Origin of the sequence: Gilliamella sp. Nev3-1 (assembly GCF_001690435.1) — a bacterium.
Lineage (GTDB): Bacteria > Pseudomonadota > Gammaproteobacteria > Enterobacterales > Orbaceae > Gilliamella > Gilliamella apicola_C.
Map to the genome: position 1 here is coordinate 60,789 of NZ_LZHN01000039.1, position 23,157 is coordinate 83,945.

Sequence of the window (23,157 nt, forward strand, 5' to 3'; positions counted from 1 at the left end):
CATTTTTATCTTTAGGCTTTTTGTATAAAACGTAAAATACAGCTAACTTATTGAGTAGTCATGATAATCAATATTTACAAATTATTTTGATTCAGGTTAAATAACTAACTATATTTAGTTGGGATGGTGTTATGAAATTAGAACAAATCGCTCTTTTGGCTGGTGTCTCAACAACAACAGCGAGTTATGTGATCAATGGAAAAGCCAAAAAGTACCGCGTGAGTGACAAAACAGTTGAAAAAGTCATGTCGGTGGTAAAAGCGCATAATTACCAACCTAATGCCGTAGCAGCAGGGCTTAGAGCTGGTAAAACACGTACTATCGGTTTTATTATTCCTGATTTAGAAAACAATAGTTACACCCGCATTGCCAATTATTTAGAACAACTAGTAAGAAAAGAGGGATATCAATTATTACTCGCGTGTTCTGAAGACAATCCACAAATCGAAAAAGAGTGCGTCAAACATCTTCAGCAACGCAGGGTAGATGCTTTGATTATTTCATCATCATTCGTTTCTGCTCAGGATTATATTTTTTATGATGACTGGCAAAACGAAAAGATTCCATTATTCGCACTCGATAGAATATTATCCATATCTAAATTTAGAAATATTGTAGGTGCCGATAAACAAGATTCTAAATTACTGGCTCAAGCATTTAATAACTTTGTAGAAGATTCGGTAGTTTATATTGGGGCTTTGCCCAACTTATCGGTTAGTCAACTTCGTTTAGATGGTTTTAAAGATATTCAACTTAATAATTGTAGTCAAATTGATTTTTTATATGCAAATAATTATAGTCGTCAAGATGCTGATTTTGCCTTTAGTCAATGGTTAGAAAACCATGAAATGCCTAATGGCATTTTTACGACTTCTTTTTCTTTATTACAAGGAAGTATTGATGCAATTTTAAGAAAATTTGGACATCTACCCGAAGCTTTAACGATTGCTACCTTTGGTGATAATGAGTTATTAGACTTTTTGCCATGTAAAGTCATATCGCTTTCACAAGATCACAAAGAAGTTGCCAATGTAACAATAAAACTGTTTTTAAACTATCTGCATAACGAGAATTATCAATCAGGTACGACAATAATTCCGAGGCGATTGATCTATCGAGGTAGCTTAAGCCGTTAAGATATTGATAGACACCAAACGCTATATTGGCTCTAAAACAGTTTAAATTTTAAATAAAAAATAAGATCCAGATCACAAATTATTGATCAATAGAAATAATTTATTTGATAATTAATATTAATTTATTCATTATTGCTGAAACGATTCAATAATGTTAATTCAAGGATTTATATTTGCTGAGTCATTTTAGTCGACCCAACATTTTAACCCAGAGGTATTTATTATATGTTTCATTTAGTTAAAGAAAACATTCATTTAAATGAGCAAGCTACAAATAAAACAGAAGCAATAAAGAAAGTTGCATCGGCATTAACCCAAGCAGGATATGTTGAAGATGGTTATGTTGATGGCATGCTTGAACGAGAATCTCAAGCAGCGACATATTTAGGTATCGGTCTTGCTATTCCCCATGGCACAACTAAAACTCGCCATTTGGTGAAAAAAACAGGGGTGCAAGTATTTTGTTTTCCTAATGGTGTTGAATGGGGGGATGATGGTGAAAAGGCCTATCTTGCAATTGGTATTGCAGCAAGTTCTGATGAGCATTTAGAATTACTTCGTCAACTCACTCATGTGCTTGGTGCTGATGGGGTAGAGGAACGAATCAAAAAAATTCAATCGGCCGATGAAGCAATTGCCATTTTAACTGGCAAAACAAGTCCAGAAGAGAGTCAATTTACTGTAAATGAATCAGCATTATTATTGGATATTCCTGCTGATAGTTTATCAACGCTACAAGCATTAAATGCATCACGTTTAAAACAGCAAAATGCAGTCAATGCAAGTTTTATTGCTGATGTATTAGATAATAAACCAACTTACCTAGGCGAGGGTGTTTGGTTAAATGATAGCAAAGAAGGTAATTTAAAAAATGCGATGGCGATTAGCCGTACAATTAGTAATCTTAATGAAGATGATAAGCCTGTTAAGTTACTTATTACTATGTCAGTCGTTGATGATTCTGTTTCTGAAATTATAAATAACATTGCAACTTTAGCTTTTAATCAAAAATTAGCGTTACTATTATCAGCAAATACTGATGGGCTTATCAATCTTCTTTTATCTGGTTCTCAAACCGTAGGATCTGATGAATCAGAAATTCAATCAACCTCTCCAAATGAGTCGTCTATTACCGAATCAAATAATGAATCATTAAGTCGTGAATTTATTATTCCTAATGAGAATGGTTTACATACTCGCCCATCATCCGTTTTAGTCAAACTCGTTAAAGAATTTAACAGTAAAGTAACTGTTGCTAATTTAGATGGCAAAGGCGAGCCAGTGAGTGCAACGAGTTTAATGAAAATTGTTGCATTGGGTGCCAAAAAAGGCAGTCGATTAAAATTTACCGCCGTTGGCGATGATGCGGCTCAAGCACTTGATGCTATTGGTAAAGCGATTGAAAGCGGTCTAGGTGAGGGTGTTTAAATGACTTATCGTATTGCAACAATCACCTTAAATCCTGCTTATGATCTTTTAGGTTTTTGCCCAAAAGTGGAGCTTGGTGATGTTAATTTAGTCCAAACCAATGCGTTACTTGCTGCTGGTAAAGGCATCAATGTGGCTAAGGTTTTGTCTGATTTAGACGTTCAACTAACTGTCGGTGGATTTTTAGGTAAAGAAAATCGTGATGGCTTTAATTTATTATTTAAATCATTAAATGTGGTTGATAAATTCGAAACAATTGCGGGACGTACACGTATTAATGTTAAATTGACCGAAGAAAATAGTGAAGTAACAGATCTCAACTTTTCAGGCTTTACTATTAGTGAGCAAGACTGGCAAAGCTTTGTAAAAAATTCTCTTGAATGGTTAAAAGACATTGATATGGTTGCTATTAGCGGTAGCTTACCTGCTGGAGTATCACTTGATAAATTTACAAATTGGATGGAACAAGTTAAAACGATTTGTCCAAAAATTGTATTCGATAGTAGTCGAGATGCATTGGTCGCAGGCTTAAAAGCAAAACCATGGTTAATTAAACCAAATGATAAAGAGCTTGAAATGTGGATAGGTCGCAAATTATCGACATTGGATGATGTAAAAAAAGCTGCTATGGAATTAGTTAATTGCGGCGTTGACAATGTTATCATTTCGCTTGGAAGTAAAGGTGCATTATGGGTTACTAAAAATGAAGCATGGTTAGCAAAACCACCTAAATGCCAAGTAGTTAGTACTGTGGGTGCTGGCGATTCAATGGTCGCTGGTTTAATGTATGGTTTAATCACTGAGCAATCAATTAAAGACACTTTAGTCTTTGCATCAAGCGTTGCGGCTCTATCGGTTGGACAGGCTGGTGTTGGTATCGCTGAGCGCCAAGCTGTAAATAATATGCTAGAAAAAATTGAAATAATTGCTGCATAAGGAGTATTCATGAATATATATATTATTGAAGGTAGTCATGCAGGTCCAGTTAATGGACGTTTAGCTAAAGCCGAATTAGCTTTAGCGGCAAATGCCTTAAATTTAAACATGGTTGACACTGCTGTATCGGCAGACGTTATTGTTGCTGTCGGTTCGGGAACCATAAGTGATAAATCTGTGGTTGGCAAAAAAGTGTATGTCGTTGAAGACTTAAATCAACTTTTTGCTAATCCAAAACAGATTTTAACTGATGCACAAAGTAAAGCAAGTGTCTATGAACAATCTACTGAGGTGGCACCAACAGCAACGCCAAGTCATGGTGTAAAACGTATTGTTGCTGTTACTGCTTGTCCAACCGGTGTTGCTCATACTTTTATGGCGGCAGAAGCCATTGAAGAAGAAGCCAAAAAACGGGGGTGGTGGTGTAAAGTTGAAACTCGTGGTTCAGTTGGTGTGGGTAATGAATTAACGCCAGAAGAAGTCGCCGCTGCCGATGTGGTTATCGCTGCATGTGATATCGATGTCGACTTAAGCAAATTTGCGGGTAAAAAACTTTATCGTACCAAAACAGGCCCTGCCCTGAAAAAAACAGCACAAGAATTTGATAAAGCATTTGAAGAAGCAACGGTTTATCAGCCAATAGCAAACTCCTCAACAGCTAAGGCAAGTAATGAGAAAAAAGGTGTTTATCAACATCTATTAACTGGCGTATCTTACATGTTACCAATGGTGGTTGCAGGTGGTTTGATTATTGCACTTTCATTTGCTTTTGGTTCATTTGAAATGGTTGAAGGGGTGCAAAAATTAATAGGTGAACCGCATTTAGCTCAAATTGGAGGGCTTGCTTTCTCGCTTATGGTGCCATTGCTTTCAGGCTATATTGCTTATTCTATTGCTGATAGACCTGGGCTTGCACCGGGGCTTGTGGGTGGTTTACTTGCGGTATCAACTGGTGCAGGTTTTTTAGGTGGGATTATTATTGGTTACTTTGCTGGTTATTTGGCGCTATTAATCACAAAATATTTACCATTACCAAAAACGCTAGAGGCATTAAAACCGATACTAATCGTACCACTATTTGCAACGCTTATTACAGGCCTTGTGATGCAATTTATTGTTGGTACCCCTATTGCATGGTTAATGAACGTTGTAACAGTATGGTTAAACTCAATGGGTACGGCGAATGCGGTTATATTGGGGGCTATTTTAGGCGGAATGATGTGTACTGATATGGGTGGGCCAATTAATAAAGTTGCTTACGCATTTGGTACTGGTTTAATTTCAGCACAAGTTTATGCACCAATGGCAGCGGTTATGGCTGGTGGTATGGTTCCACCTTTAGCGATGGGACTTGCGACACTTATTGCGAGCAAAAAATTTGCTAAAACTGAACAAGAAAGTGGTAAAGCTTCATTGGTATTAGGCTTATGCTTTATATCCGAAGGGGCAATTCCATTTGCTGCTCGTGATCCATTACGTGTTATCCCATGTTGTATTATTGGTGGGGCAATTACTGGGGGCATGGCGTTAGCCTTTGGCTCAACATTAATGACGCCACATGGTGGGTTATTTGCCTTAGCGATTCCTGGCGTGGTTAAACCTGTAGTTGGCTACTTGTTATCTATTGTGACAGGTTCTGTTATTGCTGGTGTGGCTTATGCATTTATTAAACAACCAGAGCCAGAAGCTGCAACTGCCGCTTAATTTTAATCATATAAATAAAAGCGCCATCAAAAGATGGCGTTTTTTATCATCAATACATTATTTTTTTACCCAACGCTGTAAATCTTTAGGAATAAAGTGATCTATTTGTTGTAATATCGATTGTGGATCTTCCGAAACGATTAATGTTTTATAAAAACTATCTCGAACAAACCCTTCATTCACAGCATGTTGTAAAAAATTGAGCATAGGTTGCCAGAATCCCATTACATTAAACAATGCAACGGGTTTTTCATGATAACCGATTTGCATGGCTGTCCATACCTCAAAAATTTCTTCTAGTGTGCCTGTTCCACCTGGCATGGCAATAAAGCTATCAGCAAGCTCTGCAAGTCTTGCCTTTCGTTGATGCATATATCAACTACTTCCAAACGTGTAATACCATGATGAGCAGTTTCAGCTTCGACTAAAAGTTTAGGAATAATACCAATGACCTTGCCGCCATGCTCTAATACTGAATTGGCAATCACCCCCATTAAGCCTTTATTGCCACCGCCATAAATTAGGCGTCGATTTTGTTCAGCTAAAGTTTTACCTAACAGTTCTGCTTGTGTACGATATTCAAAGTGGCTTCCATCATTAGCACCACAAAAAACACAAATATTTTTTTTCATAAATTTTATTCTACCCACTACGTTATTTTCTTACTATTTTAGCACAGCAATCACTTTATTTGTTTACGAGCTGAGCATTCGGTTGTGTTTAGTGTTTTAGATATTGACATAATCGCCATAGATCGTTAATATTTTACCCGTTAAGTGTTCCTCCATAGTTCAGTCGGTAGAACGGCGGACTGTTAATCCGTATGTCACAGGTTCAAGTCCTGTTGGAGGAGCCAATCAATCAATCAATCAATTTTTATAGCCTGCTTATAGTAGATTACCTGTCGCCTAATAACCCATATCAAATCATACAAATTTATTTCCAATAATATTAGATATAGATCTTATAAATTTAATGTTTTATAATCAATAGGTTTTTTAATAGCCAGAAATAATTAAAGAAAAGGAAATAAAATGAAGAAAACATTAATTGCACTTACAACATTTGCGTGTTTCTCAAATCTTGCTTACGCTGAGGTAAATGGATTTTATTTAGGCGGGCAATTAGGTGCTACTATTTTAAAAGCGAGTGACATTGAAGATACTTTACATTATAGACATGGTGGTATAGTGAAAGGCAATATTTTCGACTCAATGCATAAAACTAAATTAGCAGGTGCTTTAAATTTAGGTTACAACCTTTATGATTATGGCGTGCCAGCTCGAGTAGAATTATCTTATACTTTACGTGGTAATGCAGAGAAAAAAGAAAATAGATATAACACATATGAGGATTATCGCCGTCGCACTACGCAAAAAGTAAAAGTACGCATGAATACGTTAATGTTGAACGGTTATTATGATATTGAAATAGACTCACCAATTACTCCATTTGTTGGTGCAGGATTAGGTGTTGCATTCACCAAATTAGAGCATAGTCATAAAGAAAAGTGGAATGTTTCTGTTGATGATGGTGTTGATTATGAACGTTCATTATCAAAAACAAAAACTAAATTTGCATGGAATGTTGCTGCAGGGGCTGCTTATAAAGTTAATAATAACCTAGCTCTTGATTTCACCGCTCGTTATGTAGATGCTGGTAAAGTAACCATTAAAGAATATAACGAATACTATCGAACTAATGCTAGTGGTAAATTAAGATCAATTGATTTATTAGCAGGTGTTCGTTATAACTTCTAATTAATTGATTAAACTAAAAAGGGCTGTAGCCCTTTTTAGTTGATTAACAAGTGCTGCATCAAAATTAGTTACAAAAACCCTCATAGTTAGTATAAATCTCATTTAAAAAATTACGCTACCTATGTCAATGTTTCATGTTCAATAGGCGTCATATTTTATAAATTTGTAAAAAATATTTAAGAGTCTATGTAGCTTAATCGTAAAGATGATTTATTATAGAGTATTCATATTGCAAATCATAATAAGAAATATCAGTATTGATTTTCCACATGCTTGAACTGCTAAGCTTACAATGCGTTGGTTATTTACAGCAAACTATTTGATTAGTTGTTAGTAGTCTGAAAAACAATCTCTAATTCTATTTTCCAATTTGTAAACAGCAGATAATTTTACTTGCCGATATATTTTCTACTTTTCGTCGGGCAATACGTTTTTTACCTGTGGATTAAACTTTAACTCGTAATATGCTTGGTATACCCGCTTATAATGCTATTGATCCCCTTGCTTTTTGATATACCATTAAAGTCAGAAAAGCGTCAACATAAGCTTATTTTAAAATAATCATAATTTAGTGCTTGGTCATTTTTATGGCTGAATCTTCTTTTGCTTGTATTATAGAGAATTTTCTACTTTTTGCTGTGCTATTTTAGTCGATAGTTATATTTTTAATAGCCATCTTCGTCGATGAATTATTAACAGTATTTACTATAAATAAACCACAGAAAAATATAAATCAATACAATAAATACATTACTCAAAGTAATAAATGCAAAAAATGTCAATAAAGCTATATGTTTAGGGAAAAATCTGATAATATTTACAAGGATAAGCGATAAGGGAATAAAAATGATTTATGAACTCGCACCAGCCGAATTGCATGATGAATTTAAAGCTTTTCATCATAATCTAGAAAAAATAGCATCACAACATGTAGAAGTTTGCCCATTTTGTAAAAATACTAAGTTTTATAAAGTTCGGTCAAAACCAACTAAAACATACCGCTGTAAAGCTTGTCATAAATATTTTACTGCTTCAACCAACACTCCTTTCCGTCGTTTAGTGCCATTTAATGAATTAGAAGTTATTTTTATTAGCCGTATAAAAAATATCAGTTATAACAATATTGCTAAACAGCTTGATATTTCACTGGCAAAAGTTATTCGTCGGGAATGTGCAATTATTAATTATCTTAAAAACAATTATCCATCATTACATAATTGGTATACTCATAAAAAACAAACAACATTAATTCCAACTTTAGAACAACAATATAAAATAATTAAAGACAAAGTAACGAATTTATTGGGTGAACAAAATCAAACCTGCATATATTGTGGATCCAACGAAACAACTAAAGTTGGAAATCGTGCTTGCTATCGTTGCCGATGTTGTCGACATAGTTTTAATATTTTAAGAGATACCAGCTTAAACCATATTCCAAAACCAGAATTATGGCTACAATTTATTGATTTGATTGTTTCTGGGACAAATAATTTGCAAATAGCAAAAACACTTAACTTACACAACGATACCGTGCGTAAATGGCGATCTAATTGGTGCAAAATGATGAAGTATTGGCACTGTGATGCGCTTGCCATTTGGTGTAAATATAAAGAAGAAGATAATAATTAACAATTAATTTGATAATTTGACGTTTTATCATAAATTTTTCAAACAATAACATAAATGGAAATCAGTTCTATGAAAAAAAATAATTTATTTTTATATATATGCTTAATTAGCAGTACATTTTTAATCAATGGTTGTGATGGTAAAAAAACATCTGACGGTACCCGATTATCACAATTACCAACTGCGGTTATTAATAGTTATCTTTTTCATACTGAGCCAGAACTTTTACCATTTAGTAAAAAAATTAAACAACAACAAATCCAAGGTTCATCAAGTAAAACAATTAACTATAATGAACAAGGCTTTGTCACTAATTATGATTTAGAAGGATTACATGGTGAAATAAACTATGATACGGCTAAGTATAGCTATGGTATGAACGACACCAGAAATGTTTATGACATTGTTTTTGATTCATCAAAAAATATTCTTGGTATGAAGAATAATGATAATGACATCGTTGCAAGTACGGAATTTGATGAGCAAGGCCGTTTGGTTGAGACAACTTTATCACATTTTGCCGAAAATAATGTGATATTTAGCAGTAGAATTATTTATGATAATGATCATGTAGAACTTGTATTATATAATGCCTATGTTCCTGTCGATGAAAAAACGAAATTCCCAGTATTATCACAAGAAAAAGATGTCATATATAATGATAACGAGCAAATAGAAAAGACCATTACTAAAACATTTAAGTTATCATCAAATGGAGACATCATCATTAATGAGAATAATGAGCAAGAAGTTGAACTAACAGAAACTTGTACTTACTCGGAATATAATCAAAACAACGATTGGACTAAAGCTGTTTGTATTACAGCAGGTAGCGAATCAAAAACTGTTAATCTAACCAGAACAATTCAATATGATTGATTAGTCACAGCCATATTCGTCATATTGGCGGCAAAGTATAATTGTATCTTCAATTAACCGCCTAGCAATGGTGCCATACTTAGGAATTTTAGGTAATTGCGTGTAATGGTACCAGTTTGCTTCAATAAGTTCATTTTTGTCTACCACTATTTCACCACTATCATAATCAGCCAAATAAGCCATCATTAATGAATTTGGAAATGGCCAAGGTTGCGATCCAACATAACGAATATTCTTAATTTTTATTTTTGATTCTTCAAATACTTCCCGTTCAACGGCGGTTTCCATTGTTTCGCCAATCTCAGTAAAACCCGCCAATACGGTGTACAAGTTATCTCGATTATGCCTAACGTGCTTGGCTAATAAAATTTTATTTTTATGACGAATTGCTACGATAATAGATGGTGAAATTTGTGGGTAATAACGTTCTTTGCAGTGATCACACATACAGCACCATTCGGTATTACTGATATACATCTCATATCCACAATATCCACAATATTTATGGGAGCGATAAAATTCAGAAAGCTGCACAGCTCGTCCAGCCATATTAAATAAGGATTGATCTGCGCTATCAAGCAATGGACGGATTGAACTCATCGCATTTTTTATTTCACTACAAATGAGCCAAGCAGTTTGTCCATTTAACTCACCTATTGGTTGAGCTCGTTTATTCGTAAAACCAAGTTCATCAGCACGCCCTACAGGAACTTCACCATCAGGCAACCATAATCGCCCATTAGTACTTACAAACCAATAACCTATTTCACTGCCAGTTAAATTAAATTGTTGTTGTATATTCATATTATAAATGCCAAAAGTAAAAACGAAAAAAGGAGGGGTTCCCTCCTCCTTTTTTAACAATATTATTTTTTTGTTTTCTCGTGAAGCCCTTTTTTCTCAAGTTCCCAGTAGATAAGGCGTTGCTGGACAATTGTGAATAAGTTACTGACGATATAATATAAAACTAAGCCTGATGGGAACCATAAAAAGAACACAGTAAAGATTAATGGCATATAAGTCATTAATTTTTGTTGTAATGGATCGGTAGCTGGAGTTGGTGACATTTTTTGAATTAAGAACATGGAGCCACCCATTAATAAAGGCAAAATATAATAAGGATCTTGCGCAGATAAGTCATAAATCCAAAGCGCAAATGGTGTATGGCGTAATTCAACTGCGCTACTTAACATATAGAATAATGACAAGAAAATCGGCATTTGAATAATTATTAGTAAACAACCGCCTAATGGATTGACTTTCTCTTGTTTGTAGAGCGCCATTGTTTCAACGCTCATTTTTTGTTTATTATCACCATAACGCTCTTTCAAAGCTTCTATACGAGGCTGTAATAATTTCATTTTTGCCATTGAACGATACTGTGCTCGAGTTAATGGGAATAAAAGACCTCGAACAATAAAAGTAATAACAATAATTGAGAAGCCCCAGTTACCAACAAAACTTTGTATAAACTTCAACAAATAAAAAAGAGGTTGTGACAAGAACCATAACCAACCGTAATCGACAATTAAATCAAGATGATTTGCAGTTTCTTTAAGCTGATTTTGAATTTCAGGTCCTAACCATAATTTGGCACTAATGGTTTGTGTACTACCTGCAGGAATAACGGTTGGCTCACCTTTGAAGCCAATTGTTGCTTGTGAGTTATTCGCAGTTGCACGAGAGTAAAATAGATTATTTGTATCCTGTGCTGGCACCCATGCCGAAGCGAAATAGTGTTGCAGCATCGCAATCCAGCCTGTTTGCGTCTCGACCGATAAAGCTTTATCTTTGATATTGTCAAAACTATATTTGCTGTAGTTGCTACTAGAACTAGAGTAAGCTGCACCACGGAATGCACTTTGCCCTAACCCACTACCGCCTTCAGTTGGAATATCATCAGGTAATTTGATAGTTTGTTTTAGTTGTCCATACATAGAAACATCAATAGGCTGGCTACTTTGATTGTTGATGTCATATTGAACATCAATAGCATAATTATTACGATGTAATATGTAATATTTAGTATAACTTACCCCATTGACCTGATACGTTAATGGAACACGCAACTCATCTTGACCATCAGCTAAAACATATTCTGATTTTTCAGTTTTATATACTGGGCGTTTTGAACCTTGTTTAGCATTATCTGGGCCATCTTTACCTGTTAAACCACTTTCAGCAATATAGATGAAATCAGGACGTGATGCTAATAACTGAAAAGGCGTACCAGAATGCAGTGTTTGCTCATATTTTAATAATTGTGCAGCTTGTACATCACCACCATAAGTATTAATAGTGAGTGACAACACATCTGATTTTACAGTAATTATTTTACCCTGTGCCAAGCCATCTGTTGAATTATCATCACCTATTTGTTGTGTTAATTGGTTTGTGATCGGAGGCTTAGGTGCGTGATCTTCCTCCCACGCTTTCCAAATAAAAAAAGATACAAAAAGTAAAGCAATGACTAAAATATTACGTTGAGATCCCATTAGTGTTTTTCTCTATTGGTTTTAGTTTTTGGAGGAACAAAATCTTCTCCTCCGTCATGTAAAGGATGACATTTTAATACACGTTTAGCTGTTAGCCAACCACCTTTTATGAATCCAAAGCGTCTTAGTGCAATTATTGCATATTGTGAACATGTCGGCGTAAAGCGGCATTTTGGACCAAATAAAGGACTAATAAAACGTTGATAAACACGCACAAAAAAAACAAAAGTATTAACTATCATGTGGTTACATGCATAAACGTGCAGCTTAATAATTGATATGAATTTATCTAAATATCGATTTTGGCTATGATTCGTTGACATAATTTATTGAGTGTTTCAACGATTTGTTGATTATCTAAATCTATAACAGGCTGTTTAGCCATCAAAATAAAATCAATATTAGGAAGTTGATGTTGATGATGTCGAAAATACTCTTTAGTCAATCGCTTAATACGATTACGCTCATGCGCTCTTTTTACCTGTTTTTTCGCTATAGCAAACCCTAACCGTATATGGGTACAGTTATTTTTACGTGCGACTAAGGTTAAAAATGGCGATCCAGCACGCACAGACTCTTGGAAGACATGATTAAAATCAAAGGGAGTTAGCAATCGTAACTCCCGAGGAAAAGTGAACTTAATCACCCAACTTTAAATCAGCTAGCAACAGTTAAACGAACACGGCCTTTAGCACGACGGCGAGCAAGAACTTGACGACCGTTTTTAGTTGCCATACGAGCACGGAAACCGTGAGTTCTATTGCGTTTTAATACTGATGGTTGAAATGTGCGTTTCATGACGATTTATATCCAAATCTAATTTATCAACAGGTTGCAGAGTCTAAACTCCACAGCATTAATTAAAGAAGTCGGAATTATAGAGACTATTTTATTTTTCGTCAATGAGATTTCACCGATTTATTTGAATAAAAACCATTAACAGTTCATTATGGCACAATTGAATAAAATTAAACAAATTCTTATAACATAATAGGTTAAAAAAACAAAAATAAATCAACTAATCCATAAAAGCAAGTACACGCTTACTTTTTTCGCCACCGACTTCGCGTGCTAATTTAGGTACCAAATAACCCGATATCTTTTCGGCTAACTGTTTCATTATGATTTTTGCAACATCATCTTCGACTAAAAAATGGGCGGCGCCTTGCACTTTATCTAACAAATGGATGTAATAAGGTAAAATACCAATATCGAAAAGCCGATTACTTAACTGTGCTAAAACCTTGGCGTTGTCATTAACATTTTTCAATAACACGCTTTGATTCAGTGTTGTCACATCACTTTGTTTTAAAAGCCTAATTGCATTAGCAACATCATTATCAATCTCATTGGGATGATTAATGTGAGTAACTACTACAATTTGCAACCTGCTTTCAAAAAATAATTTGCAAAGCTCAGATGTTACTCGTGAAGGAATAACAACTGCTAAACGGGTATGGATACGCAAACGTTTAATATGTGGGATTTGTTCTAAGGCATTAATCAAAAATGCTATTTCATGATCTTTAGCCATTAAAGGATCACCACCTGATAAAATAATTTCATCAAGTTCTGGATGGTTAGCAATATATTCAAGTGCAAAAGCCAGATTTTTTTTATTGCCTTGGTTATCATGATAAGGGAAATGCCGCCTAAAACAGTAACGGCAGTTAATTGCACAGGCTGTTTTCGTTATTAACAATGCTCGGTTATGATACTTATGTAATAGCCCAGGGATAACATTATCTTGCTCTTGTAATGGGTCATTGCTATAACCCTTTACTTTTAATAATTCGTTATCATCGCAAAGCACCTGCAATAAAAGAGGGTCGTTATTGTCGCCTCTTTTCATCCGGTTGATGAAAGCCATAGGTACACGAAGTGGAAACTGCTTTTTTGCCAATTGCATAGAGCTTGAAATGGTTTTTGGGTCTAGATCCAAATAAGCATATAAAACATTGATATCTGTCACAACATTGGCAAGCTCTATAATCCATCTATCTTTATTATTTGGTAGTTCAATTTTTTGCTGTATAATGTGGCTCATTTTTTGTAATTCAGAATTTTAGTTGGAGCTTTTATGGCATCTTATAGTACTAATGAGTTTAAAGCGGGTCTTAAAATAATGCAAGATGGCGAGCCATGTGTCATTGTTGAAAATGAATTTTACAAACCCGGTAAAGGTCAATCAATTAACCGCGTAAAAATTAAAAAATTACTTTCAGGAAAAACTGTCGATAAAACTTTCAAATCTGGCGAATCAGTTGAAGCCGCTGATGTTGTGGATATGAATTTAACTTATCTTTATACCGATGGCGAGTTTTGGCATTTCATGAATAATGAAACATTTGAACAACTTTCAGCTGATGCTAAAGCGGTTGGTGATAATGCCAAATGGCTAGTTGATCAAGCTGAATGTATTTTAACTTTATGGAATGGTCAGCCAATTGCAGTAACGCCACCGAACTTTGTTGAACTTGAAGTGATTGAAACCGATCCAGGTCTAAAAGGTGACACAGCAGGAACGGGTGGAAAACCAGCAACGCTATCAACTGGTGCTGTCGTACGTGTGCCACTATTTGTACAAATTGGCGAAATTCTAAAAGTTGATACACGCTCTGGCGAATATGTTTCACGCGTAAAATAAAGTAGCTTATGATTAATTTTAATTTATCATAAACAAGAGAGGTTTCTTGACCTCTCTCTTGCTTACCCAAATCCATGTTGCTTACCTCTGGAAGAAGTCTAATCTCCTACTCGAAAGTTATCATCAATAGTGAGTTTTATCCACAAAGCTTAAAAAGTACTAAATTAAATAATCCCCAAAACAATGCATCTAGCACTTAAAAATCATTCAGAAAACACATTGATTTTATTGGATTTTTTTATTTTTTACTGAATCTAGTATGCGATAAGGGATCTATATTTTGCAGCTTTTATCTTTGGATGATGGCATAGCGGTAAGTATTAATTTTCAAAATATTACTCAATTTTAATAAATTCTAAAGTTTTGTTACGAAGTCGAAATAATCAAATATTTCCCATTAAACCATATTGTTATTAATTTTTATCGTATATTGCCAATAAAAATTAAGCAACATATTGATGTCGTTTTCAATAACCAGAATTGTAGCGTGGTTTTGTTTGTTGCCGTTAGTCGAGTTAGCAAGCTATCGGTGAAAATATTTAGGCAGTGATATAGCCTCATATTAGAGGCTATTATCGTATTTATCAGGCTATATTTCAATTTAAGCGAATTATAAATAAACCACATGAGTGCCTTTTTCGGGTTGAAAAGTAGCTTTGCCAAATTCATCTAAGAAATAGGCAATATGATCGGCTTTATCCCCTACTAACCGTCCTTTTACTTTGTTCCATGTCATGAGGACTATCATGGCATCAGGTTCACAGCAAATTAACATGGGTTGTTCAAATTCTTCGTTCCAATAAAATTCACCGCCGTATATTTTATGGGCGGTGAGCAATAAATAACATCCGTATTCTTGCGATATCATGTTGAGTTGTTCTTCTGGAATGCTAAAGTTTTTTTCAGCCAGTTCACTGATGATCATTTCAACAACCGTAATACTTTTTTCAGAGTAATCGAGCTGGTTAATGCTCCATGTTGGACTATTTAATATCGCATTTTGTGCCCATGCTTCGATCTCTTGATATAATTCATTTTTTTGTTCAGTCATTTTTATTCACTTCGCTATTGAGTTTAATCTGTTCTAATTGCTTAACACTTTGCCACGCGTCTTCCATTTGTTCAAGCGTTGCATCAATTAAAGATAAGTTTTTTTGTTTGAGTATCGATTCTAATTGTTGAAATCGTCGGGTAAATTTTTTATTGGCTTGCTGTAAACAGAGTTCTGATTTAACCTTTAAATGCCTAGCTAAATTGACGGTCGCAAACAATAAATCACCAAGTTCTTCCTCAATTTTTTGTGGATCTTGTTTGTTTTGTTCAAGCTCTTGCTCAACTTCATCAATTTCCTCTTTTACCTTATCAAGCACAGGTTTTATATCATGCCAATCAAAACCAACCGAGGCACAACGCTTTTGAATTTTTTCAGCTTGCATTAAGGCAGGTATTGCTTGGGGAATATCATTGAGCAATGAGTATTGTGCTTTTTGATCGCGTTCTTTTTGTTTAAGTTGTTCCCAGTTAGGTTTTTCTACCTTATTTTCGGTGAAAATATGCGGATGACGATAAACTAACTTATCAGCAACCGCTAAACAGACCTCATCAAAATCAAAGCTTCCTTGTTCTTGGGCTAAATCAGCATAAAAGACAATGTGAAACAATAGATCGCCAAGTTCTTTTTTTAGCTCCTCCATATCTTGTTTATCAATTGCATCAAGCACTTCGTACGTTTCTTCTAGTGTATATGATTTTAAAGACGAAAAAGTTTGAATTCGATCCCATTCGCAACCATTAATTGGATCGCGAAGTTGTTTAATAATAGCTTGTAAGCGCTGTAATGCGTTCAAAATATCCCCCACAAATAAGTAATTAATCAGCGTCATTGTAAAGGTTTAATAACAAAACGGTTATTTTTTAAAGGTTAATGCCAATATATTTTGATGTTATTGCTAATTATTTCACCCAAAATAATGATAAAAGCACTAAACTAAAGCTATTTACGGAACTTGTAGCCGATAAAAGCGAATTAAGTATATAATACTCCTCTATTAAATTAACTTTATTGATATATGAATAATTTACGTGAACTTACTTTAAGAGGCACCATTCTTGGTGCTTTTATTACTGTCATTTTTACTGCATCGAATGTTTATCTTGGTTTGAAAGTTGGATTAACGTTTTCATCCGCAATTCCTGCGGCAGTGATTTCAATGGCAATATTGAAACTGTTTTCGGGTTCAACTATTTTAGAAAATAACATGGTGCAAACTCAAGCATCAGCAGCGGGTACATTATCTTCAATTATTTTTGTGCTTCCGGGTTTGTTAATGATTGGTTACTGGCAAGACTTTCCCTTTTGGCTAACCTTTGCAATATGTGCCGCAGGCGGAATGCTTGGGGTTTTATTTTCAATTCCATTGCGTCATGTCATGGTCGTTAAAAGTAATTTACCTTACCCTGAAGGTGTAGCCGCTGCTGAAATTTTAAAGGCAGGATCTAAATCCGATAATAAAGAAGCTAACGATGGTTTAAAGGATATTTTATTTGGCGGCATCATTGCCTCTATTGTTAGTCTTTTTACTAATGGTTTTCGCCTATTATCTGAAAGTACTGCTTATTGGTTTACCGCTGGCAAATCCATTTTTCAACTGCCTATGGGATTCTCGTTAGCGTTACTCAGTGCTGGTTATTTGATCGGAATTATGTCAGGAATTGCTATTTTAATTGGAACCATTATTGGTTGGGTATTTGGCGTTCCAATTTTAAGTGCAATTACCGATTATGATACCAGTCAGCCTTTATTTAAAGTTGCAATGGGATTTTGGGCAAAAGATATACGCTTTATTGGTGCGGGGGTCATAGCTATTGCAGCGGTTTGGACATTACTGACATTAATCAAACCGATGATTGAAGGTTTAAAAATATCATTTAAAAGTATGCGTTCAGATGTGTCTGGCAATGATATTGCATCAACCGAGCGGGATTTATCACCTAAAGCTATTTTATTAATTATGGGTGGTATGTTAGTTATTTTGTTAGTGACTTTTTATAGCTTTATTGCCGATAGTGGTTTATCAGCAAGCATGGCTTGGACATTAGTTTTTTGCGCTGTATTATTTGCTTTTATTATGGGCTTTTTAGTGGCTGCCGCATGTGGTTATATGGCTGGACTTGTTGGCTCATCAGCAAGCCCAATATCAGGAATAGCAATTGTTGCAGTGGTTGTCATTTCATTAATCTTATTAGGTTTAGGTGAAGCGAATGGTATGCTAGCTTCTATTGAAGGCTCCAACTTTGCCACAGCCCTTGCACTCTTTACTACTAGTGCCGTTTTGGCAATAGCATGTATTTCAAATGATAATTTACAAGACCTAAAAACAGGTCATTTGGTTAATGCTACCCCATGGAAACAACAAGTGGCATTATTACTTGGCTGTGTTGTTGGTGCAATTGTTATTGCGCCTATTTTAGAGATTTTATATAACGCTTACGGCTTTACTGGCGCTTTACCTCGTTCTGATATGGATACAACTCAAGTTTTGGCAGCACCACAAGCAACACTGATGACAACAATTGCTAAAGGTATTTTTGCCCATCAACTTGACTGGACGATGATTTTAATAGGGCTTGCTTTAGGCGCTGTCATTATTATTATTGATTTAATTCTTGCCCAAAATAAATCTAACTTTCGCATACCTGCACTTGCTGTTGGTTTAGGCATTTATTTACCACCAAGTATCACAACACCAATTTTTATTGGCACTTTATTATCATGGATAATTAAACGTAATGCTTACAAAAAAGCCAAAGCACAAAATTTAGATCCAGAAGAGCAATTCAAAAAAGCTGATCGTAAAGCGGCATTAATTGCATCAGGCTTGATTGTTGGTGAAAGTTTAGTGGGCGTTTTATTAGCCATTGTGATTGTGATTAGCATCACCAATGGTGGAAATGATGCTCCACTTGCAATACCGCTCGATTTAGGTATGTTACCTCAACTTTTAGGTCTCTTTGTTTTTGTTGGTATATGTACGTTCTTTATTCGTCGTGCTTTATCAGCAATAAAAAAATAGTCCTGTGAATTATTAAATTTAAGCCCTTTTCGTTTTATCAAAGGGCTTTTTTGTTTAAATTGATTGTGTTATAACGTCCCTAATTTTGGATGATTAAAACAATTTTTATTAACTTATTTTATTTTGAATAATAGACAAAAATATCATGATAGTTTTTGATTCAATCCAAGTGCGCCGAGGCGTTAACTTGCTTTTAGATAATGCTTCAGCAACTATTAATCCTCAACAAAAAGTGGGATTAGTGGGTAAAAATGGTTGCGGAAAATCGACGCTCTTTTCACTGATTAAAGGTGAAATTCAAGCTGATGCTGGCACGTTAAATATACCATCGCAATGGCAACTCGCTTGGGTCAATCAAGAAACACCCGCATTAGATATCCCTGCGATTGAATATGCCATTGATGGCGATCGTGAGTATCGACAATTAGAAAAACAATTAAATACCGCTAATGAACAAAATAATGGTCAGCAAATTGCGGTTATTCATGAAAAGCTTGATACCATTGATGCTTGGACAATTCGCGCTCGAGCCGCAACGCTACTACATGGACTAGGATTTTCTAATGAACAATTAATGTTACCGGTTAAGTCCTATTCTGGTGGTTGGCGGATGCGATTAAATTTGGCTCAGGCATTAATGTGTCGTTCTGATTTATTACTGCTTGATGAACCAACCAATCACCTTGATTTAGATGCCGTGATTTGGCTTGAAAAATGGTTAAGTAACTATCCGGGAACTTTGATTTTAATCTCTCACGATCGTGATTTTTTGGATCCGTTAGTCAATAAAATTATTCATATTGAGCAAAAGAGTTTATTTGAATATACGGGCAATTATTCCTCCTTTGAGATCCAACGTTCAACTAAACTTGCTCAACAACAGTCGCTTTATGAAAGCCAACAACTCAAAGTTGCACACTTGCAAAATTATATCGATCGCTTTAGAGCCAAAGCAACAAAAGCTAAACAGGCACAAAGCCGTATAAAAATGTTAGAAAGAATGGAGCTGATTGCACCTGCGCATGTTGATAATCCATTTCATTTTAATTTTAAGCCATCTGAATTCTTACCAAGCCCTTTGTTAATGATGGACAAAGTCGTCGCGGGTTACGATGACAAAATTATACTAGAAAAAATTAAGCTTAATCTAGTTCCCGGTTCGCGCATTGGCTTATTAGGGCGCAATGGTGCGGGAAAATCAACACTGATTAAATTACTCGCCGGAGAAATTGCACCTAAGGAAGGACATATTAATCTCGCTAAAGGTGTTCAATTAGGCTATTTTGCTCAACATCAATTAGAATATCTACGCCCCGATGAGTCACCACTTTGGCATTTAACGCAACTTGCTGAACAAAAAAATACAGAGCAAGAACTGCGTAATTATTTGGGTGGATTTGATTTTCAAGGCGATAAAGTCACCGAGCCAGTTAAAACTTTCTCGGGCGGTGAAAAAGCACGTCTTGTTTTAGCTTTAATTGTCTGGCAAAAACCGAATCTCCTTTTATTAGACGAACCAACTAACCATCTAGATTTAGATATGCGACAAGCGTTGACAGAAGCGCTAATTGATTTTGACGGTGCATTAGTTGTGGTGTCACATGATCGCCATTTACTACGTTCGACCACCGATGAATTCTATTTAGTCCATGATCATAAAGTTGAACCATTTGACGGCGATCTTGATGATTATCAAAAATGGTTAGCCGAAGCACAAAAAAATGATAACCAATCAAATGACGAAATAAATTCACCCAAAAAAGAAAATACAATTAATATATCAGCTCAAGATCGTAAAGAGCAAAAACGCAAGCAAGCTGAATTACGCGCACAAATGCAGCCAATAAAAAAACAGTTACAAAAAGAAGAGCAAACACAGGAAAATTTAGCAAAACAACTGCAAATGATAGAACAACAACTGTCTGATCCGATGATGTATGAAGCCAATAAAAAATCGGATTTAACAAGTTTACTTTTGCAACAAAGCCAACTGAAAAGCGAGTTAGAGCAAAGCGAGTTAAAGTGGTTGGATTTGCAACAGCAACTTGAAGAATTTCAAATAGAATAGATTATTTCACTTGTAATGCAATATTGTAATAAATAAGTTTAATTTTATTGGCTAGAATAAAAAAAATCACAGATTTAACTCTGTGATTTTTTGATTTTATCAAATAATTTATTCTAATAAAATTGATTAGCTTTTTTCAACTTGACTAAAATCAAGCTCAACAGGCGTTGAACGACCGAAGATTGAAACCGATACTTTTAAGCGGCTTTTTTCATAATCAACTTCTTCAACAACACCATTAAAGTCAGCAAATGGACCCTCGTTAACACGAACAAGCTCACCTGGTTCAAATAAAGTTTTAGGACGTGGCTTATCACCAACTTGTTGTAAGCGATTCATAATAGCATCAACTTCACGCTGACTAATCGGGGCAGGTCTATCAGAAGTACCACCAATAAAGCCCATTGTTCTTGGCACACTTCTTACTAAATGCCAAGTCGCATCATTCATCGCCATTTCAACTAATACATAACCGGGAAAGAATTTACGTTCACTCTTACGGCGCTGACCGCTTTTCATTTCAACAACTTCTTCGGTTGGTACTAATACTTCCCCAAAAGAATCTTCCATATCATGTAATTTAATATATTCACGTAATGATTGTGCTACACGCGCTTCATAACCAGAATACGCTTGTATAACATACCAACGTTTTTGTTGTGTTTCGCTCATATTAACGCCCTATTGATGTTAAATAAAAGATGGCTGAACCGAATAAAGAATCCATTCCCCAAAGCGCTAAACCAACAATAACTGTGATAGCAGCAATCAGCATGGTTGTTTGTGTCGTTTCTTTACGAGTCGGCCATACAACTTTTCTTAACTCTTTTCGTGATTCTTGTAAAAACAACAAAAATGATTTACCTTTAGCTGTCGTGATCGCAATTAATAAAGTTAATAGCGAAAGCACAACAACCGCTATAATCCGAACGATCGTATTAGGTTGATATATATCATTAGGTTCAGCAAAATAAAAATTTCCCCAAACAACAAACGCAATCAATACTAAAACTAAACACCATTTCAATTTGTCTAGAGCAGTATTTGTATTTTGACCCTCGTTACTTACTAGCATATAAAACCCATGATTATGTTATATTATAATAATATCTACTTTCCAAAATGCTCTTTTAAATAAAAACATTTTGCTAAACAGACTAGATAAGAAAGGGCATCAAATGACACCCTCATCTCATAATTGCAAGCCTTTAAATTATTTAATAACCTTAGCAACCACACCAGCACCAACAGTACGACCACCTTCACGAATCGCAAAACGTAAACCTTCAGCCATCGCGATAGGGTGAATTAATGATACTGTCATTTTGATGTTGTCACCAGGCATTACCATTTCTACGCCTTCTGGTAATTCAATAGTACCCGTTACGTCAGTTGTACGGAAGTAGAACTGTGGACGGTAACCTTTGAAGAATGGAGTATGACGACCACCTTCATCTTTACTTAAGATATACACTTCTGATTCAAAATCAGTATGTGGAGTGATTGAACCTGGTTTTGCAAGTACTTGACCACGTTCGATTTCTTCACGTTTTGTGCCACGTAGTAATACACCAACGTTTTCACCTGCACGACCTTCGTCAAGTAATTTACGGAACATTTCAACACCAGTACAAGTGGTTTTAGTTGTTGGTTTGATACCCACGATTTCAACTTCTTCACCCACTTTGATTACACCGCGTTCAACACGACCAGTTACTACTGTACCACGACCTGAAATTGAGAATACGTCTTCAATTGGTAATAGGAATGGTTTATCAATATCACGCTCTGGCTCTGGGATGTAGCTGTCTAATGCTTCAGCTAATTCAACAATTTTGTCTTCCCACGCTGCTTCGCCTTCTAATGCTTTAAGCGCTGAACCACGGATTACTGGTGTGTCATCACCTGGGAAATCGTATTGAGATAGAAGCTCACGGACTTCCATTTCAACTAATTCTAATAACTCTTCGTCATCAACCATATCACATTTGTTTAAGAATACGATGATGTAAGGAACACCTACTTGACGACCTAAAAGGATGTGCTCACGAGTTTGTGGCATAGGACCATCAGTTGCTGCTACGACTAAGATAGCACCGTCCATTTGTGCCGCACCAGTGATCATGTTTTTAACATAGTCAGCATGGCCTGGGCAGTCTACGTGCGCATAGTGGCGAGTTGGTGTATCGTATTCAACGTGTGAAGTATTGATGGTGATACCACGTGCTTTTTCTTCTGGTGCGTTATCGATTTGATCGAATGCACGAGCTTGACCGCCGTATTTTTTAGCAAGAACAGAAGTAATTGCTGCAGTTAAAGTTGTTTTACCATGGTCAACGTGGCCGATTGTACCAACGTTAACGTGGGGTTTTGTACGTTCAAATTTTTCTTTAGACATC

At 35.4% G+C, this 23,157-nt stretch carries 21 protein-coding genes, 1 tRNA gene and 1 pseudogene; 11 read left to right on the top strand and 12 right to left on the bottom strand.

Annotated features, from left to right (window positions below; all coding sequences use genetic code 11):
• Positions 1–131: 131 nt before the first annotated feature.
• The 4 genes from cra (at position 132) to fruA (ending at position 5,204) form a co-directional block, all read left to right on the top strand.
• Positions 132–1,136, top strand: coding sequence for a catabolite repressor/activator (gene cra / locus A9G40_RS06275; protein ID WP_065582351.1), 1,005 nt, complete (start codon positions 132–134; stop codon positions 1,134–1,136).
• A 225-nt stretch (positions 1,137–1,361) separates the two neighbouring features.
• Entirely contained in the window at positions 1,362–2,564 is a 1,203-nt protein-coding gene (fruB, locus tag A9G40_RS06280; RefSeq protein ID WP_065582352.1) for a fused PTS fructose transporter subunit IIA/HPr protein, read from the top strand.
• Positions 2,565–3,500, top strand: a complete 936-nt coding sequence (gene fruK, locus A9G40_RS06285; protein WP_065582353.1) for a 1-phosphofructokinase — start codon at positions 2,565–2,567, stop codon at positions 3,498–3,500. It begins immediately after the preceding gene.
• A gap of 9 nt (positions 3,501–3,509) precedes the next feature.
• Complete coding sequence (gene fruA / locus A9G40_RS06290; protein ID WP_065582354.1) at positions 3,510–5,204, top strand: PTS fructose transporter subunit IIBC; 1,695 nt, start codon at positions 3,510–3,512, stop codon at positions 5,202–5,204.
• Positions 5,205–5,261: 57 nt separating this feature from the next.
• Here the strand turns inward: fruA and A9G40_RS15830 are convergent.
• Positions 5,262–5,836 (bottom strand): annotated as a pseudogene (locus A9G40_RS15830) (TIGR00730 family Rossman fold protein).
• Positions 5,837–5,984: 148 nt separating this feature from the next.
• On the opposite strand from A9G40_RS15830, the gene A9G40_RS06300 reads away from it, so the two are divergent.
• From A9G40_RS06300 to A9G40_RS06315, 4 genes are all read left to right on the top strand, one after another.
• A tRNA-Asn gene (locus A9G40_RS06300) sits at positions 5,985–6,060 on the top strand.
• Between the two features lie 178 nt (positions 6,061–6,238).
• Positions 6,239–6,964 (top strand): outer membrane protein, encoded by a 726-nt coding sequence (locus tag A9G40_RS06305; protein ID WP_065582355.1) that lies wholly within the window; start codon positions 6,239–6,241, stop codon positions 6,962–6,964.
• Positions 6,965–7,810: 846 nt separating this feature from the next.
• Entirely contained in the window at positions 7,811–8,596 is a 786-nt protein-coding gene (locus A9G40_RS06310; RefSeq protein ID WP_065582356.1) for a transposase, read from the top strand.
• A gap of 54 nt (positions 8,597–8,650) precedes the next feature.
• A complete protein-coding gene (locus A9G40_RS06315) occupies positions 8,651–9,475 on the top strand; it encodes a hypothetical protein (RefSeq protein ID WP_141675208.1) in 825 nt (274 codons plus the stop codon).
• Here A9G40_RS06315 and nudC read toward each other — a convergent pair whose 3' ends face one another.
• From nudC to epmB, 6 genes are all read right to left on the bottom strand, one after another.
• Positions 9,476–10,279 (bottom strand): NAD(+) diphosphatase, encoded by an 804-nt coding sequence (nudC, locus tag A9G40_RS06320; protein ID WP_065582358.1) that lies wholly within the window; start codon positions 10,277–10,279, stop codon positions 9,476–9,478.
• 62 nt (positions 10,280–10,341) lie between these two features.
• Positions 10,342–11,970: a membrane protein insertase YidC gene (gene yidC / locus A9G40_RS06325; RefSeq protein WP_065582359.1), complete on the bottom strand. Its 1,629-nt coding sequence runs from the start codon at positions 11,968–11,970 to the stop codon at positions 10,342–10,344.
• Positions 11,970–12,212 carry a membrane protein insertion efficiency factor YidD gene (gene yidD / locus A9G40_RS06330; protein WP_065582360.1) on the bottom strand — a complete coding sequence of 81 codons (243 nt, stop codon included), beginning with the start codon at positions 12,210–12,212 and terminating at the stop codon, positions 11,970–11,972. Before yidD ends, yidC begins: the two co-directional genes overlap by 1 nt.
• A gap of 47 nt (positions 12,213–12,259) precedes the next feature.
• Positions 12,260–12,616 (bottom strand): ribonuclease P protein component, encoded by a 357-nt coding sequence (gene rnpA / locus A9G40_RS06335; RefSeq protein WP_081302171.1) that lies wholly within the window; start codon positions 12,614–12,616, stop codon positions 12,260–12,262.
• Positions 12,617–12,627: 11 nt separating this feature from the next.
• On the bottom strand, positions 12,628–12,768 hold the full coding sequence (gene rpmH / locus A9G40_RS06340) for a 50S ribosomal protein L34 (protein ID WP_025314679.1): 141 nt from the start codon (positions 12,766–12,768) through the stop codon (positions 12,628–12,630).
• A 220-nt stretch (positions 12,769–12,988) separates the two neighbouring features.
• The gene (gene epmB, locus A9G40_RS06345) at positions 12,989–14,017 is read right to left on the bottom strand and encodes an EF-P beta-lysylation protein EpmB (RefSeq protein WP_065582362.1); all 1,029 of its coding nucleotides are present in this window, start codon (positions 14,015–14,017) and stop codon (positions 12,989–12,991) included.
• A gap of 33 nt (positions 14,018–14,050) precedes the next feature.
• On the opposite strand from epmB, the gene efp reads away from it, so the two are divergent.
• On the top strand, positions 14,051–14,617 hold the full coding sequence (gene efp / locus A9G40_RS06350) for an elongation factor P (RefSeq protein WP_065566367.1): 567 nt from the start codon (positions 14,051–14,053) through the stop codon (positions 14,615–14,617).
• Positions 14,618–15,227: 610 nt separating this feature from the next.
• Here efp and A9G40_RS06355 read toward each other — a convergent pair.
• Together A9G40_RS06355 and mazG are read right to left on the bottom strand one after the other, a co-directional pair.
• Positions 15,228–15,668 carry a hypothetical protein gene (locus A9G40_RS06355; RefSeq protein WP_065582363.1) on the bottom strand — a complete coding sequence of 147 codons (441 nt, stop codon included), beginning with the start codon at positions 15,666–15,668 and terminating at the stop codon, positions 15,228–15,230.
• Complete coding sequence (mazG, locus tag A9G40_RS06360; RefSeq protein WP_218057960.1) at positions 15,661–16,464, bottom strand: nucleoside triphosphate pyrophosphohydrolase; 804 nt, start codon at positions 16,462–16,464, stop codon at positions 15,661–15,663. Before mazG ends, A9G40_RS06355 begins: the two co-directional genes overlap by 8 nt.
• 222 nt (positions 16,465–16,686) lie before the next feature.
• Between mazG and A9G40_RS06365 the strand changes: the two genes are divergently transcribed.
• Together A9G40_RS06365 and A9G40_RS06370 are read left to right on the top strand one after the other, a co-directional pair.
• The gene (locus A9G40_RS06365) at positions 16,687–18,690 is read left to right on the top strand and encodes an OPT family oligopeptide transporter (RefSeq protein ID WP_065582365.1); all 2,004 of its coding nucleotides are present in this window, start codon (positions 16,687–16,689) and stop codon (positions 18,688–18,690) included.
• Positions 18,691–18,835: 145 nt separating this feature from the next.
• A complete protein-coding gene (locus A9G40_RS06370; protein ID WP_065582366.1) occupies positions 18,836–20,758 on the top strand; it encodes an ABC transporter ATP-binding protein in 1,923 nt (640 codons plus the stop codon).
• Between the two features lie 126 nt (positions 20,759–20,884).
• On the opposite strand, the gene nusG is transcribed toward A9G40_RS06370, so the two are convergent.
• From nusG to tuf, 3 genes are all read right to left on the bottom strand, one after another.
• Positions 20,885–21,430, bottom strand: a complete 546-nt coding sequence (gene nusG / locus A9G40_RS06375; RefSeq protein ID WP_065582367.1) for a transcription termination/antitermination protein NusG — start codon at positions 21,428–21,430, stop codon at positions 20,885–20,887.
• Position 21,431: 1 nt separating this feature from the next.
• Positions 21,432–21,833 (bottom strand): preprotein translocase subunit SecE, encoded by a 402-nt coding sequence (secE, locus tag A9G40_RS06380; RefSeq protein ID WP_065582368.1) that lies wholly within the window; start codon positions 21,831–21,833, stop codon positions 21,432–21,434.
• Between the two features lie 138 nt (positions 21,834–21,971).
• Positions 21,972–23,156, bottom strand: a complete 1,185-nt coding sequence (gene tuf, locus A9G40_RS06385; RefSeq protein WP_065582082.1) for an elongation factor Tu — start codon at positions 23,154–23,156, stop codon at positions 21,972–21,974.
• Between the last annotated feature and the right edge of the window lies 1 nt (position 23,157).

Coding starts and splice junctions, on each gene's coding strand:
- cra (WP_065582351.1), top strand. CDS start 132: ATGAAATTAGAACAAATCGCTCTTTTGGCTGGTGTCTCAACAACAACA.
- fruB (WP_065582352.1), top strand. CDS start 1,362: ATGTTTCATTTAGTTAAAGAAAACATTCATTTAAATGAGCAAGCTACA.
- fruK (WP_065582353.1), top strand. CDS start 2,565: ATGACTTATCGTATTGCAACAATCACCTTAAATCCTGCTTATGATCTT.
- fruA (WP_065582354.1), top strand. CDS start 3,510: ATGAATATATATATTATTGAAGGTAGTCATGCAGGTCCAGTTAATGGA.
- A9G40_RS06305 (WP_065582355.1), top strand. CDS start 6,239: ATGAAGAAAACATTAATTGCACTTACAACATTTGCGTGTTTCTCAAAT.
- A9G40_RS06310 (WP_065582356.1), top strand. CDS start 7,811: ATGATTTATGAACTCGCACCAGCCGAATTGCATGATGAATTTAAAGCT.
- A9G40_RS06315 (WP_141675208.1), top strand. CDS start 8,651: ATGGAAATCAGTTCTATGAAAAAAAATAATTTATTTTTATATATATGC.
- nudC (WP_065582358.1), bottom strand. CDS start 10,279: ATGAATATACAACAACAATTTAATTTAACTGGCAGTGAAATAGGTTAT.
- yidC (WP_065582359.1), bottom strand. CDS start 11,970: ATGGGATCTCAACGTAATATTTTAGTCATTGCTTTACTTTTTGTATCT.
- yidD (WP_065582360.1), bottom strand. CDS start 12,212: ATGATAGTTAATACTTTTGTTTTTTTTGTGCGTGTTTATCAACGTTTT.
- rpmH (WP_025314679.1), bottom strand. CDS start 12,768: ATGAAACGCACATTTCAACCATCAGTATTAAAACGCAATAGAACTCAC.
- epmB (WP_065582362.1), bottom strand. CDS start 14,017: ATGAGCCACATTATACAGCAAAAAATTGAACTACCAAATAATAAAGAT.
- efp (WP_065566367.1), top strand. CDS start 14,051: ATGGCATCTTATAGTACTAATGAGTTTAAAGCGGGTCTTAAAATAATG.
- A9G40_RS06355 (WP_065582363.1), bottom strand. CDS start 15,668: ATGACTGAACAAAAAAATGAATTATATCAAGAGATCGAAGCATGGGCA.
- A9G40_RS06365 (WP_065582365.1), top strand. CDS start 16,687: ATGAATAATTTACGTGAACTTACTTTAAGAGGCACCATTCTTGGTGCT.
- A9G40_RS06370 (WP_065582366.1), top strand. CDS start 18,836: ATGATAGTTTTTGATTCAATCCAAGTGCGCCGAGGCGTTAACTTGCTT.
- nusG (WP_065582367.1), bottom strand. CDS start 21,430: ATGAGCGAAACACAACAAAAACGTTGGTATGTTATACAAGCGTATTCT.
- secE (WP_065582368.1), bottom strand. CDS start 21,833: ATGCTAGTAAGTAACGAGGGTCAAAATACAAATACTGCTCTAGACAAA.
- tuf (WP_065582082.1), bottom strand. CDS start 23,156: ATGTCTAAAGAAAAATTTGAACGTACAAAACCCCACGTTAACGTTGGT.